General features: G+C 73.4%; 14 protein-coding genes. 10 read left to right on the top strand and 4 right to left on the bottom strand.

The window, feature by feature from the left end:
• Window positions 1-18 precede the first annotated feature (18 nt).
• The 8 genes from ABIE39_RS15840 to ABIE39_RS15805 all read left to right on the top strand — a co-directional run bounded on the left by ABIE39_RS15840 (window position 19) and on the right by ABIE39_RS15805 (window position 6,933).
• Window positions 19-1,632, top strand: coding sequence for a methyl-accepting chemotaxis protein (locus tag ABIE39_RS15840; protein WP_354052500.1), 1,614 nt, complete (start codon window positions 19-21; stop codon window positions 1,630-1,632).
• A gap of 41 nt (window positions 1,633-1,673) precedes the next feature.
• Complete coding sequence (locus tag ABIE39_RS15835) at window positions 1,674-3,281, top strand: methyl-accepting chemotaxis protein (protein WP_354052498.1); 1,608 nt, start codon at window positions 1,674-1,676, stop codon at window positions 3,279-3,281.
• A 64-nt stretch (window positions 3,282-3,345) separates the two neighbouring features.
• Window positions 3,346-4,398, top strand: coding sequence for a protein-glutamate methylesterase/protein-glutamine glutaminase (locus ABIE39_RS15830; protein ID WP_354052496.1), 1,053 nt, complete (start codon window positions 3,346-3,348; stop codon window positions 4,396-4,398).
• Window positions 4,395-5,207, top strand: coding sequence for a CheR family methyltransferase (locus tag ABIE39_RS15825; protein WP_175007679.1), 813 nt, complete (start codon window positions 4,395-4,397; stop codon window positions 5,205-5,207). Before ABIE39_RS15830 ends, ABIE39_RS15825 begins: the two co-directional genes overlap by 4 nt.
• Complete coding sequence (locus ABIE39_RS15820) at window positions 5,204-5,587, top strand: response regulator (protein ID WP_175007680.1); 384 nt, start codon at window positions 5,204-5,206, stop codon at window positions 5,585-5,587. Before ABIE39_RS15825 ends, ABIE39_RS15820 begins: the two co-directional genes overlap by 4 nt.
• A complete protein-coding gene (locus ABIE39_RS15815) occupies window positions 5,584-6,054 on the top strand; it encodes a chemotaxis protein CheX (protein WP_175007681.1) in 471 nt (156 codons plus the stop codon). The genes ABIE39_RS15820 and ABIE39_RS15815 overlap by 4 nt, the downstream gene beginning before the upstream one ends.
• Window positions 6,051-6,413: a response regulator gene (locus ABIE39_RS15810; protein ID WP_175007682.1), complete on the top strand. Its 363-nt coding sequence runs from the start codon at window positions 6,051-6,053 to the stop codon at window positions 6,411-6,413. The genes ABIE39_RS15815 and ABIE39_RS15810 overlap by 4 nt, the downstream gene beginning before the upstream one ends.
• A 31-nt stretch (window positions 6,414-6,444) precedes the next feature.
• Complete coding sequence (locus ABIE39_RS15805) at window positions 6,445-6,933, top strand: hypothetical protein (protein ID WP_061266681.1); 489 nt, start codon at window positions 6,445-6,447, stop codon at window positions 6,931-6,933.
• Window positions 6,934-7,111: 178 nt separating this feature from the next.
• On the opposite strand, the gene ABIE39_RS15800 is transcribed toward ABIE39_RS15805, so the two are convergent.
• From ABIE39_RS15800 to ABIE39_RS15785, 4 genes are read right to left on the bottom strand one after another with little or no spacing between them, the layout of a single operon-like run.
• Window positions 7,112-7,477: a flagellar assembly protein FliW gene (locus tag ABIE39_RS15800; RefSeq protein WP_061266682.1), complete on the bottom strand. Its 366-nt coding sequence runs from the start codon at window positions 7,475-7,477 to the stop codon at window positions 7,112-7,114.
• Entirely contained in the window at window positions 7,477-8,349 is an 873-nt protein-coding gene (gene flgL / locus ABIE39_RS15795; protein WP_354052494.1) for a flagellar hook-associated protein FlgL, read from the bottom strand. Before flgL ends, ABIE39_RS15800 begins: the two co-directional genes overlap by 1 nt.
• Before the next feature lie 29 nt (window positions 8,350-8,378).
• Window positions 8,379-9,800 carry a flagellar hook-associated protein FlgK gene (gene flgK, locus ABIE39_RS15790; protein WP_354052492.1) on the bottom strand — a complete coding sequence of 474 codons (1,422 nt, stop codon included), beginning with the start codon at window positions 9,798-9,800 and terminating at the stop codon, window positions 8,379-8,381.
• Between the two features lie 12 nt (window positions 9,801-9,812).
• Window positions 9,813-10,301, bottom strand: coding sequence for a flagellar export chaperone FlgN (locus tag ABIE39_RS15785; RefSeq protein ID WP_175007684.1), 489 nt, complete (start codon window positions 10,299-10,301; stop codon window positions 9,813-9,815).
• A 207-nt stretch (window positions 10,302-10,508) separates the two neighbouring features.
• On the opposite strand from ABIE39_RS15785, the gene ABIE39_RS15780 reads away from it, so the two are divergent.
• Both ABIE39_RS15780 and ABIE39_RS15775 read left to right on the top strand, forming a co-directional pair.
• Entirely contained in the window at window positions 10,509-11,309 is an 801-nt protein-coding gene (locus tag ABIE39_RS15780; protein WP_175007685.1) for a sigma-70 family RNA polymerase sigma factor, read from the top strand.
• A gap of 152 nt (window positions 11,310-11,461) precedes the next feature.
• Window positions 11,462-12,325 (top strand): flagellin N-terminal helical domain-containing protein, encoded by an 864-nt coding sequence (locus ABIE39_RS15775; RefSeq protein ID WP_175007686.1) that lies wholly within the window; start codon window positions 11,462-11,464, stop codon window positions 12,323-12,325.
• The last annotated feature ends 132 nt before the right edge of the window (window positions 12,326-12,457 follow it).

The raw sequence follows: 12,457 nt of genomic DNA, 5'->3' as shown, positions 1-12,457 counted from the left end.
TCCCCCCAGGAGCCACCGATGTCCACGCTCGAGACCCCCCGGCCCACGCGCCGGCGTCGCTTCGCCGACTTCTCCGTCCGCACGAAGATCCTCACCGCGCTCGGCGTGCTCGCCGTCGTGCTCGTCCTCGTCGTGGCCTTCGCGCTGCAGAGCCTGCGGTCGACGTCCGACGACACGGCGTCGGTCGCGAGCGTGGCGAGCTCGCTCCTGCGCAGCAACGCGGAGGTGGACCACGACACGCAGGAGGCGTGGCGGCTCACCTACCAGTACGACATCGTCGAGGGCGAGGCTCGCGAGCAGACCGTGGAGCAGATGGCGGCGACGGACGCCCGCGTCGAGGAGCAGATCGGCCTGATCGACGCGGTGCTCGCCGCCGACGGGGTGGAGGAGCCGAACTGGACCGCGTTCAAGGCGAGCTGGGCCGAGTGGCTCGCCTTCCGCGACGCGACGCTCATGCCGGCGGTCGAGGCGAAGGCCGTGACGCCCGAGATCCAGGCGGCCAACGACGAGATCATCGCGACGTACCGCGCCTCGCTGTCGGCGTCCGGTGACGCGGTCTACGCCTACCTCGACACGGTCGCGGACGACGCGGCGGCGAAGGCCGCGCGCGCCTTCCTCCTCATGATCGTCGTCGCGGTCGTCGGGCTCTTCCTCGCGGTCGTCGTGGGCGTGCGGGTCGCCAACCGCATCCGTCGGTCCGCGGGCACGGTCCAGCACGCGCTCGGCGCGCTCGCCTCCGGTGACCTGACGGTGCGGGCCGAGGTGGTGGGTCGTGACGAGCTGGGGCAGATGGCTGCGGCGTTGACGAGTGCGCAGGAGAACTTGCGGGGGATCATCGCGGAGGTGGCGGGGACGTCGGAGGCGGTGGCTGCGGCGACGGAGCAGCTGTCTGCGGCGGGTGCGCAGTTCTCGGCGTCGTCGGACGAGACGGCGGCGCAGTCGGGTGTGGTGGCGTCGGCGGCGGAGCAGGTGTCGCAGAACGTGCAGACGGTGGCTGCGGGTGCGGAGGAGATGGGGGCCTCGATCCGGGAGATCGCGCAGAACTCGAACGAGGCGGCGAAGGTGGCGAACAAGGCCACGGAGCGGGCTGCGGCGACGAACGAGACGGTGCAGAAGCTGGGGACGTCGTCGCAGGAGATCGGTGACGTGATCAAGGTGATCACGTCGATCGCGGAGCAGACGAACTTGTTGGCGTTGAACGCGACGATCGAGGCGGCTCGTGCGGGTGAGGCGGGCAAGGGGTTCGCGGTGGTGGCCAGCGAGGTGAAGGAGCTGGCGCAGGAGACGGCGAAGGCGACGGAGGACATCGCGCGTCGGGTGGAGGCGATCCAGGGGGACACGGTGGGTGCGGTGGAGGCGATCGGGGAGATCGCGGACATCATCGGGCGGATCAACGACTACCAGCTGACGATCGCGTCGGCGGTGGAGGAGCAGACCGCGACGACGAACGAGATGTCGCGGGGGGTGCAGGAGGCGGCGACGGGGTCGAGCGAGATCGCGGGCAACATCACCGGCATCGCCGCCGGCGCGTCGTCGACGGCGGAGGCCGTCGAGCAGATGAACGGCTCGATCGCCGAGCTCGCCCGCATGGCCGCCGAGCTCCGCAGCCGCGCCTCCCGGTTCACCTACTGACCCCCTGACACCCGTACGCCTTCCGCAGAGAGACGACCACGATGCCCACGAACCAGCAGCAGGACCTTCCCCGACGCCCGTGGAGGGACAGTCCCGTCCTCGTCAAGATCCTCACGTCGGTCCTCGTGATGGTGGTGGTGACCGCCGTCATCACGGCCGTCGCGCTCGTCTCGATGCGCCAGCTGCGCTCGGACGCCGACGAGATGTACCGCGGCAACGTCACGCCGCTGCAGCAGCTCACGGAGATCCAGCGCGCCTTCCAGGGTGACCGCGCCCGCGTGGTCCAGTACGGGATCGCGGACGCGGAGACCCGGGCGAGCCTCCTCGACGAGCTGGTGGAGCGCAAGGTCGACCTGGAGGCCCAGATCGAGGCGTACCGTCCGAACGCGGTGAGCCAGACCGACGTCGACGCGCTCGTCGCCGCCCTGGACGCGTACTACGCGGCCGCCGAGGGCGAGCTGTTCCCGTTGGCGGACGCGGGTGACACCGCGGGCTTCGCCGCGTACTTCGACGACACCGTCCGTCCCCTGACGACGGGCGTCCTGGACGCGATGCAGGTCGAGACGGTGTCCCAGGGCGAGCAGGCGGCGGAGCTCGCCGAGGAGACGGACACGCTCGCGGCACGGGCGCTGCTCGCCACGATCCTCGTCGCGGTGCTCGGCGCCCTCGCGGCGACCGCGCTGTCCTACGTCGTGGCGCGCGGGATCGCCCTGCGGATCCGGGCCGTGTCGAGGAGCCTGACCGCGCTGGGCGACGGTGACCTGACGGTGCGGGCCGAGGTGGTGGGTCGTGACGAGCTGGGGCAGATGGCTGCGGCGTTGACGAGTGCGCAGGAGAACTTGCGGGGGATCATCGCGGAGGTGGCGGGGACGTCGGAGGCGGTGGCTGCGGCGACGGAGCAGCTGTCTGCGGCGGGTGCGCAGTTCTCGGCGTCGTCGGACGAGACGGCGGCGCAGTCGGGTGTGGTGGCGTCGGCGGCGGAGCAGGTGTCGCAGAACGTGCAGACGGTGGCTGCGGGTGCGGAGGAGATGGGGGCCTCGATCCGGGAGATCGCGCAGAACTCGAACGAGGCGGCGAAGGTGGCGAACAAGGCCACGGAGCGGGCTGCGGCGACGAACGAGACGGTGCAGAAGCTGGGGACGTCGTCGCAGGAGATCGGTGACGTGATCAAGGTGATCACGTCGATCGCGGAGCAGACGAACTTGTTGGCGTTGAACGCGACGATCGAGGCGGCTCGTGCGGGTGAGGCGGGCAAGGGGTTCGCGGTGGTGGCCAGCGAGGTGAAGGAGCTGGCGCAGGAGACGGCGAAGGCGACGGAGGACATCGCGCGTCGGGTGGAGGCGATCCAGGGGGACACGGTGGGTGCGGTGGAGGCGATCGGGGAGATCGCGGACATCATCGGGCGGATCAACGACTACCAGCTGACGATCGCGTCGGCGGTGGAGGAGCAGACCGCGACGACGAACGAGATGTCGCGGGGGGTGCAGGAGGCGGCGACGGGGTCGAGCGAGATCGCGGGCAACATCACCGGCATCGCCGCCGGCGCGCAGGAGAGCGCCCGGTCGATGGAGCAGCTCAACGTCGCCGTCGGTGAGCTCGCCCACGTCTCGGAGCTGCTCGACGCCCAGGTCTCCCGGTTCCGGCTCTGAGAGCGCCGACCATGACGCCCCCACCCCGCGCGGCCGGCGCGTGCCGCGCCCGAGGAGGCCGACGGTGATCCGCGTGCTCGTCGTCGACGACTCCGTCGTGATCCGCCGCCTCGTCGCGCAGACGCTCGACCGGGACCCTGACATCACCGTGGTCGGCACGGCGGCCGACGGCCGCCTCGCCCTCGCGAAGGTCGAGCAGCTCGACCCCGACGTCGTCACGCTCGACATCGAGATGCCCGTCATGGACGGCATCGAGACGGTGCGGGCGCTCCGCGCGGCCGGCCGGCGCATGCCCGTCGTCATGTTCTCGACGCTCACGGAGCGCGGGGCGTCCGCGACCCTCGACGCCCTGACGGCCGGTGCCACGGACTACGTCACCAAGCCGAGCGGCACCGGCTCGGTCCAGACGGCGCTCGAGCGCGTCGGCCAGGAGCTCACGCCCAAGATCAAGGCGCTCGTCCCGCGCGCTCCCGGCGTCCCGGCGACGAGGAGCGCCCGGACGGCGGCCCCGGTCCGCCGCCCCGTCCCGGCACGACCCGTGCGCGCGGTCGTCGTCGGCTCCTCCACCGGAGGGCCGGAGGCGCTGCGGACGGTGCTGTCGTCGTTGACCACGCCGCTGCCGGTCCCGATGCTCGTGGTCCAGCACATGCCGCCGGTCTTCACCCGCCAGCTGGCCGAGCGCCTGGACCGCGCGGGCCCCACGACGGTGGTCGAGGCCGCCGGGGGCGAGGTGCTCCGGCCCGGTCACGCGTACCTGGCGCCCGGCGGCCGGCACCTCGAGCTCGCCCGCCAGGGCGCGGACCTGACGACCCTCGTCACGGACGGGCCCCCGGTGAACTTCACGCGGCCCGCCGTCGACGTCCTGTTCCGCTCCGCGGTCCGCACGCTGGGCGGCGACCTGCTCGCCGTCGTCCTCACGGGGATGGGGTCCGACGGCCGCGAGGGTGCGGGCGAGATCGCCCGCGCCGGCGGCCACGTGCTGGCCCAGGACGAGGAGAGCTCGGTCGTCTGGGGCATGCCGGGAGCCGTCACGACCGCGGGGCACGCCCACGCGGTCCTTCCCCTCGACCAGGTCGCGCGCGCCGTCGTCGGCGCGGCCGAAGGAGCGCACGCATGACCGTCTCCACCCAGTCGTTCGCGTACGTGAGCGACCTGGTCCGCAAGCACAGCGCGATCCAGCTCGCGCCGGGCAAGGAGTACCTCGTCGAGGCGCGGCTCGGGCCGCTCGCGCGCGAGAAGGGGCTCCAGGGTCCCGACGCCGTCGACAGCTACGTCCGCCGCTACCTGCGGGGCGGCTCCCCGGCGGAGACCGTGCGCGTCGTCGAGGCGATGACGACCAACGAGACGTCCTGGTTCCGCGACACCTCGCCGTTCACCGCGCTGCGCCGAGCGATCCTGCCGGAGCTCGCGGGCGCGGACCTCAGCATCTGGTCCGCGGCGTGCTCGACCGGCCAGGAGCCGTACAGCATCGCGATGGTCCTGCGCGAGGAGCGGGTGCGGAGCTACCGGATCCTCGCGACGGACATCAACGCGCAGGTCGTCGAGCGGGCCCGCACGGGCCGGTACAGCCAGCTCGAGATCAACCGCGGCCTGCCCGCGCCCATGCTCGTGCGCAACTTCCGGCGCGTGGGCGCCGAGTGGGAGGTCGACCCGGCGCTGCGGGAGAACCTCACGTTCCAGCAGCACAACCTGCTCACGGCACCGCCCGGGCCCCGGATGTTCGACATCGTCTTCCTGCGCAACGTGCTCATCTACTTCGACCTGCCGACCAAGCAGTCGATCCTCGCCCGGCTCCGCAGCCGGGTGCGGCCGGGCGGCTTCCTCCTGCTGGGTGCCGCCGAGACCACCGTCGGCGTCGATCCCGCGTGGGAACGGGTCGACGTCACGCAGGGCTCCATCTACCGACTCCGAGGAGGCAGCGCATGAGAGCGCTGATCATCGACGACGCCCGCGTGATGCGCCGCATCGTCGCCACGACGCTGAGGGATCTCGGCTTCGAGACCGCCGAGGCGGGTGACGGGCGCCAGGCGCTCGACCTGCTCGAGGCGGGCGAGCGCTTCGAGCTCGCGTGCGTCGACTGGAACATGCCGGTCATGGACGGGCTGCAGTTCGTGCAGGCCGTCCGCGCGCGCCGCGAGTGGCGCGACCTCACGCTCATGATGATCACCACGGAGTCCGAGCAGTCGCGCATCGTGCGCGCGCTCGCCGCCGGTGCCCACGAGTACCTCATCAAGCCGTTCACGCCGGACGCACTCATGGGCAAGCTCGACATGCTCGGGCTCCTGCCGACCAAGGAGCTCGCATGATCGACACCCGGGACACGCTCACCCAGAGCGTCCTGCCCATCGCCCAGGACCTCTTCGCCGCCATGGTCGACGGCGAGCCGGGCCTGCTCGAGCCCGTCGACGCCCTCGCGGCGCCGATCGCCGACCCCGTGCACGCGTGGGTCGACATCGTCGGCCCGACGTCGTGGCGCACGCTCGTCGTGACCGCCCGCCCGACCGCGGACCGGATCGCGCGCGCGCTCCTCCAGCTGGACGACGGCGAGACCGTGAGCCTCGACGACGTGCGTGACGCGCTCGGCGAGGTCGCCAACGTCGTCGGCGGGAACCTCAAGGGCATGCTCGACGGTGGCTCGTCGCTCACCCTGCCCGTGGTCGACACCACGGGCCCGGCGGTCGTGCGAGCGGCCGACCACGCGCAGGCGCTGCTGTGGCGCGGCGAACCCCTCGTCATCTCGTTGTGGACCTCGAAGGACGGAGAACAGCTGTGAGAGTCGTCGTCGCGGACGACAGCCGCGTGATGCGGCAGATCGTCGTCCGGACCCTGCGCCAGGCGGGGTTCAAGGACTGGGAGATCCTGCAGGCCGGGGACGGCGCCGAGGCGCTCGCCCTCACCCTGGCGGAGCAGCCGGACCTCGTGCTGTCCGACTGGAACATGCCGGAGATGAACGGGATCGACCTCCTGCGCGCGCTGCGCACCGCGGGGTCGAGCGTGCCGCTCGGGTTCGTCACGTCGGAGGGCTCGCCGCAGATGCGCGAGCTCGCGGACGCCGAGGGCGCCCTGTTCCTCATCGCCAAGCCGTTCGACGCGGACACGTTCGAGGACGTCCTGCGCCCGCACGTCCGTTGACCCCGACGTCCGTCCCCCGGAGGAGCCCCCTGTGACCACGACCCCCCTGCCCGAGCTCAAGGAGATCCGCGACCTGTACGCGGGGCTGGTCGGCCGCGGCTGCACGGCCGTGCGCGCGAGCGCGCTCCTGACGCCCGAGACGAGGCCGGGCGTCATCGCCGCGACCTACGTCAGCCACCGGGCGCAGGTCGAGGCGGTCGTCGCCGTCGACGTCCCGCTCGGCGCCCACCTCGGCGCCTCGATCGGCCTCGTGCCGCCCGGCCCCGCCCAGGACGCGGCGGCCGACGGCGCGCTGAGCGACGTCCTGCTCGAGAACCTGTCCGAGGTCCTCAACGTCACGGCCGCCCTCTTCAACGCCGAGGGCGCGCCGCACCTCAAGCTCGCCGAGGTGTTCGACTCGACGCGCGGGCCGCTCCCGGGCGCACCCGTGACGTTCCTGCGCAGCACCGGTCGCCGCCTCGACGCGGAGATCGAGATCGCCGGCTACGGCGGCGGGGCGCTGACGGTCGTCCTCGCCTGACGACGACCGGGACCGACCCGCACGGAGGCCGGGCCAGGGGCGCAGGCCCCGGGCCCGGCCTCTCGTCGTCCCCCGGTTCGCGCCCCGGCACGGCGCGGGACGACGACGGACAGCCACCCCGGTGCCGTGAGCGGCGCCGGGGTGGCTGTGGTCGGGTGGGGACGGGCCGTCCGCGAGGTCAGGCCGTGACGAGGGTCCGCCGCAGGTCGAGCCCCTGCCCCTCGAGGACGGACTGGACCGCGGCGCCCGTCTCGGGGTGCACGAGCACGGGCGCCAGGAGGTTCGCGTGCACGCGGCCCGCGCGCACGCTCGCGACGACGAGGACGAGCGGGTCGGTCTCCTCGGCGCCGATGCGCGCGAGGTCGGACGACGGGATCGCGGGGGAGTACCCGGGCACCCAGCGGCCGGGGTCGAGGACGAGCATCTCGACGCCGGGGGTGTCGAGCGCGGACAGCGTGTAGACGCCGTCGCCCTGCTCGGTGAGGAGCTCGAAGCGTCGGGCCGCGAGGCCGGGGGGCGGGGTGACGAAGGTGAGCGTGGTCATCAGCGGAGGTAGTCCAGGAGTGAGGGCTGCAGGAGGGTGGCGCCGATGCTCAGGGTCGCCTGGTAGGCGACCTGCTTGAGCTGCAGGTCGATCGCGAGCTCGGCGAGGTCGGCGTCCTCGATGGCGCCGCGGCGCGTCTCGAGCGAGGTGCGGTTGCCGAGGTTGGTGTCGGCGGCGCGCTCGAGCTGGTTCTGCCGGGCACCGACCGTCGTGTGCTGGGTGAGCACCGCGTCGAGCCGAGCGTCGACGGCGGCGAGGTGCCCCCCGCTCCCGTTGCCGGCCCGCAGGTCGGCCGCCACGGAGTCCAGCAGCGCGAACACGGAGCCGGACCCCGTGCCGAAGACGGCCGCGCCGTCCACGTCGACGCGGACCGTCGAGTCGACGCCGATGCGACGCTCGACGGGTGCGCCGCCGCCCGTGAACGAGTAGTCGTCGCGGAAGGCGACGCCCTCGTCCGCGGTCCCGGCGAAGACGGTGCGCCCGAGGTAGGTGGAGTTCGACTGGCGCAGCAGCTCGTCGCGCAGCTCCACGAGCTCGGCGGCGACCGCCTCCCGGCCCTCCGCCGACGTCGTGTCCGACGCGCCCTGGAGGACGAGGTCGCGCACGCGCTGGACGATGTCGGTCACGGTGCCGAGCGTCGAGTCGAGCGTCGCGAGCCAGCCCTCGCCGTTCGCGATGTTCCGGTCGTACTGCTGCTCGGCCGCGAGCCGGCCGCGGATCGCGAGGGCGTCCGCCGCGGACGACGGGTCGCTCGAGGCACGCGTGATCTTGCGTCCCGAGGTGCCCTGCTCCTGGAGCTCGGCGATCCTCGCGAGGTTGGACTGCAGGCTCCTCGTGACGTACGAGGCCTGCATCTGGTTGGTGATGCGCACGGTTCTCCCCTTGCGGACCTGGTCGCGGGCTACAGCCCGACGCGGCCGGTGCGGTTGATGAGCTGGTCGAGCATCTCGTCGACGGCGGTGAGCACGCGGGCCGCGCCCTGGTAGGCGTGCTGGTACTGCATGAGGTTCACGGTCTCCTCGTCGAGGGAGACCGCGGAGTGCGAGAGCAGGTCGCTGAACGCCGCCGTGGACGCCGTGGTGGCGAGCTTCGCGTCGTAGCCGGCCGAGCTCGACTTCACGGCGAGCTGCGTGACGTGCGTCGACCACACCGCGTCGGGCCCGCCGGCGGCGCTTCCGAGCGCGGCGATGCGGTCGGCGACCGACCCGTCGAGGCTTCCCGCGCCGACGGCGGCGGTCGCGACCTGGCCGGGCGCGGTCACCGCGACCCGCAGGCCGGCGCCCGCGGACCTGCCCGGCTCGATCGCGAAGAACGCTCCGCCCGGGGTGCCCGACGGCGTCAGGCCCGCCGTGTGCAGCGCGTTGACCTGCGTGACGAGCGCCGACGCGAGCGCGTCGTAGCCCGCCGCGGCCTGGGCGTACACCCCGCCGGAGGACACCGGCGCGAGTGCCGACAGGTGCCCCGCGAGCTCGCCGCCCTCGAGCCCGACGGCCGCACCCGGACGGTGCGACCACTCGAGCCGCACCGCGTCGGCAGCCGCCCCGTCGAGCGTCGAGGCCCCGACGAGCCGGACCTCGTTCACGTGGTTGCCGTCGACGAGGAGGTTCCCGCCCAGGAGCACGTTGACGGTGCCGTCGGGGTTCGTGCTCGTCTGGGCGCCCGCGAGGCGCGCCAGGTCGGCGGCGAGCTGGTTGCGCTGGTCGACGAGCTCGTTGGCGGAGCCGTTCTGGCCGGAGGCGTCGAGGATGCGCGTGTTGAGCGCGGCGATCTTGTCCGCGACGGTGTTGATCTCGGCCACGAGCGAGCCGGCGCTCGTCCGGGCCTGGCCCCACGCGGTCTCCACGCGGGCCCGGCCGTCGACGATCCGGTCGACGACGGCGCCGGCCTCCTCGACCACGACCCAGGCCTGGGCGTCCTTGCCCGGCGAGTTCGCGGCGTCCTGCCAGGCGCCCCAGAACGACTGCAGCGCGGCGGACAGCCCGGTGTCCGAGGGCTCGCCGTGGATGTCCTCGACGGCCGTGAACGCGGCGGCGCGCACGCCCGCGTACCCGTCGGCGGACGCCGTCTGGCGCACGCGCGACTCCAGGAACAGGTTCCCGAGGCGGGCGACGCCGTCGATCGTCACGCCCTGGCCGGACCGCGCGGACTGCGAGAGCCGCCCCAGGCCCATCTCGGTGAGCGGGGCCGTCGCCGACTGCTGCACGCGCTGGCGCGTGTAGCCCGGCGTGTTGACGTTGGCCACGTTCTGACCGGTGACGTCGATGCCCGCCTGGGCGGCGCTCAGGCCTCGGAAGGCCGTGTTGAGGATGGAGAACGAGCTCATGGGAGGGGCTCCTTACAGCATCGTGTCGAACAGGCGGGCGACGTCGGACCGGTCCGTGGTGGCGCCGGTCGCGTCGTAGGTGCGGGGCTCGCCGCCGAGCGTCGCGAGCGTCTCCTGCGTGGAGCGCGACGCGTGGTTGACGAACTGGGTGTTCGTGTCGCGGACGGTCTTGATCCGCACCGTCAGCTCCGTGAGGCCCGTGAGGTGGCCCTCGAAGATCTCGCGCCAGGGCCCCGCGGTGGGGGCGGCCGCGGCGATCTCCCGCAGCGTGGCGTCGGGCGCCAGGCCCCACTCCGCCGCCACCGTCTCGGACGCGACGGTGCGCACGAGGGTCGCCTCGCGCACCTTCTCCATGACGGTCTCGACCTCGCGGTTCGCGTGGGCGAGCCAGCGGGTGCGGCCGGCGGTGAGGAGGAGCTGCTCCTCCTCGAGCTTGAACAGCAGCATCTCGAGCAGCTCGCGCTCTCGCCACAGCAGGGTCGACAGCTCCTGAGGGCCCAACGTGGCTCTCCCTTACGTGCGCGGTGGTCGGTCGGGGCGGCGGGCACGGGCCCGCTCGAGACGCACTGTCGGCACGCGCGGTGCGCATGTGGCGACTGATCCCCGGGCCCGCTGCATGGGAGAGGTCAGGACGCGGTCGCCGCCGCGCGCCTCACCCGCGTCTCCCGGTGCCGTACCGGGCCCGCCCCAGCAGAAAGGTGCTTCGGCGTGAACCTCTCCGAGCGCAACGCTCTCGTCGTCGACAACCTTGCCCTCGTCGGCTTCCTCGTCTCCGACCTGTGCGCGCGGGCCGACCACCTCTCGCGCGAGGACCTCGCGTCGGTCGGCGCCGTCGCGCTCACCACGGCGGCCACGAGCTTCGACCCGGCCCGCGGCGTGCCGTTCGGCGCGTACGCACGGCGTCGCATCATCGGGGCGCTCGCCGACGAGCTGCGCTCGCAGGACTGGGCCCCGCGCTCGGCGCGCCGGCGCATCAAGGAGCTGACGTCGGTCACGGCGTCGCTCACGGCGTCCCTCGGCCGCGAGCCGACCGACGCGCAGGTCGCCGAGGCGATGGGCGTCGCGGTCGTCGAGGTGCGCGCGGCCCGGGACGACGCGGGGCGGTCCATCGTGGCGATGGAGGACTCGACCTACGACCACGTGGTGCTCGAGGCGCCGACCCCCGAGGAGCAGGTCCTGTCCGTCGAGGAGCGGCACGTGGTGCGCGAGGCGGTGGCGGCGCTGCCGGACCAGCTGCGGCACGTCGTCGAGCAGGTCTACTTCGTGGGACGCAGCGTCGGCGAGCTCGCCGTCGAGCTGGGGATCAGCCACTCGACGGTCTCGCACGCGCGCATCGAGGCGGTCCGCCTGCTCCGCGAGGGTCTGGAGGCCCACTACTCGGCCCGGGAGGCCAAGGGCCCGGCCGTGCCGCTCACGGCGCGCCGCCGCGACTACCTCGCCGAGCTCGGCGAGCGCGTCGCGGGCGGAGCCACCCAGCGGTCCGCGTGGTCGGTGCCCGCGGCGTCCTGACGACGGGGCGCGCGACCACGTCGACCGCGGTCCGCCGGTCGGCCACCGTCGGGCCGCGGCGTCCGACAGTCCCCAGGAGGAGGCCGGTCGTGGGGACGGGCCGGAACCGGACGAGCCGGCCCGCCCGGGCCGCGCGGGACAGGAGCGCACGCATGGGTCTCTCGATCGTGACGAACATGGCGGCGACGACGACGTACCGCCGGCTCGCGGCGACGCAGCGCGAGCAGGGCGCGTCGGCGGAGCGCCTCGCGTCCGGGCTGCGGATCACCGGTGCCGCCGACGACTCGGCGGGGCTGACGACGGCCGAGGGGCTGCGCGCCCAGGCGAACGGCAGCGCCGTCGCGCAGCGCAACGCAGCAGACGCGGTCGCGATGCTGGAGACGGCGGACGGCGCGCTCGGCGGCATCCAGAGCATGCTTCAGCGCATGCGGGAGCTCGCGCTCCAGGCGGCGAACGACACCAACGGGCCGGACGCGCGCGCCGCGCTCGAGGAGGAGCTGGGGGCGCTCGCGCGCGAGGTGAGCCGGACCCACAACGAGTCCGCGTACGGCGACCAGCTCCTCCTCGCGAGCGAGCCGACGGTGACGTTCCAGGTCGGGGCCGGCGGCGACGCCGCCTCGACGATCTCCGTCCAGCTCCCGCGCGTGACGTGGGCGGTGTCGTCGGCGCTCGTCGCGGGCGACGGCGACCTGCGCGTGAGCCTGACCGGCGCGGGCTACCCGGACCTGGCGCACCTCACCTCGCGCGCGGCCGTCGAGGCGATCGACCGCGCGATCTCGCGCGTCTCGGAGGAGCGCTCGCGCATGGGCGCCACGATCAACCGGCTCGACCACGCGGCGCGCCTCGCGGGCAGCACGGGCGAGAACCTGCGCGCCGCGGAGTCGCGGATCCGGGACGCGGACCTCGCCCAGGAGGTGCGCGACGGCGCGCGCCTGAACGTGCTCGCGCAGGCCGGGACGGCGATGCTCGCGCAGGCGAACCAGGCGCCGTCGTCGGTGCTGCAGCTCCTCGGCTGAGCCGACACGATGTGACGCAGATCACTGACCACGATGCGCCCCCGGGTGCCGAGAGTGCTCGGTGACCGGCCCACGGATGGGCTGGGGGATCATCCACTCGCCCGTCTCACGGAGGACGTCATCATGGGCTTC

This window comes from Cellulosimicrobium sp. 4261 (assembly GCF_040546915.1).
Classification (GTDB): Bacteria; Actinomycetota; Actinomycetes; order Actinomycetales; family Cellulomonadaceae; genus Cellulosimicrobium; species Cellulosimicrobium cinnabarinum.
Note: the sequence above shows the minus strand (reverse complement) of the source record. Positions and strands in the feature narration are given on the sequence as shown.

Coding starts and splice junctions, on each gene's coding strand:
- ABIE39_RS15820 (WP_175007680.1), top strand. CDS start 5,204: ATGAGAGCGCTGATCATCGACGACGCCCGCGTGATGCGCCGCATCGTC.
- ABIE39_RS15800 (WP_061266682.1), bottom strand. CDS start 7,477: ATGACCACGCTCACCTTCGTCACCCCGCCCCCCGGCCTCGCGGCCCGA.
- ABIE39_RS15815 (WP_175007681.1), top strand. CDS start 5,584: ATGATCGACACCCGGGACACGCTCACCCAGAGCGTCCTGCCCATCGCC.
- ABIE39_RS15840 (WP_354052500.1), top strand. CDS start 19: ATGTCCACGCTCGAGACCCCCCGGCCCACGCGCCGGCGTCGCTTCGCC.
- ABIE39_RS15825 (WP_175007679.1), top strand. CDS start 4,395: ATGACCGTCTCCACCCAGTCGTTCGCGTACGTGAGCGACCTGGTCCGC.
- ABIE39_RS15775 (WP_175007686.1), top strand. CDS start 11,462: ATGGGTCTCTCGATCGTGACGAACATGGCGGCGACGACGACGTACCGC.
- flgK (WP_354052492.1), bottom strand. CDS start 9,800: ATGAGCTCGTTCTCCATCCTCAACACGGCCTTCCGAGGCCTGAGCGCC.
- ABIE39_RS15835 (WP_354052498.1), top strand. CDS start 1,674: ATGCCCACGAACCAGCAGCAGGACCTTCCCCGACGCCCGTGGAGGGAC.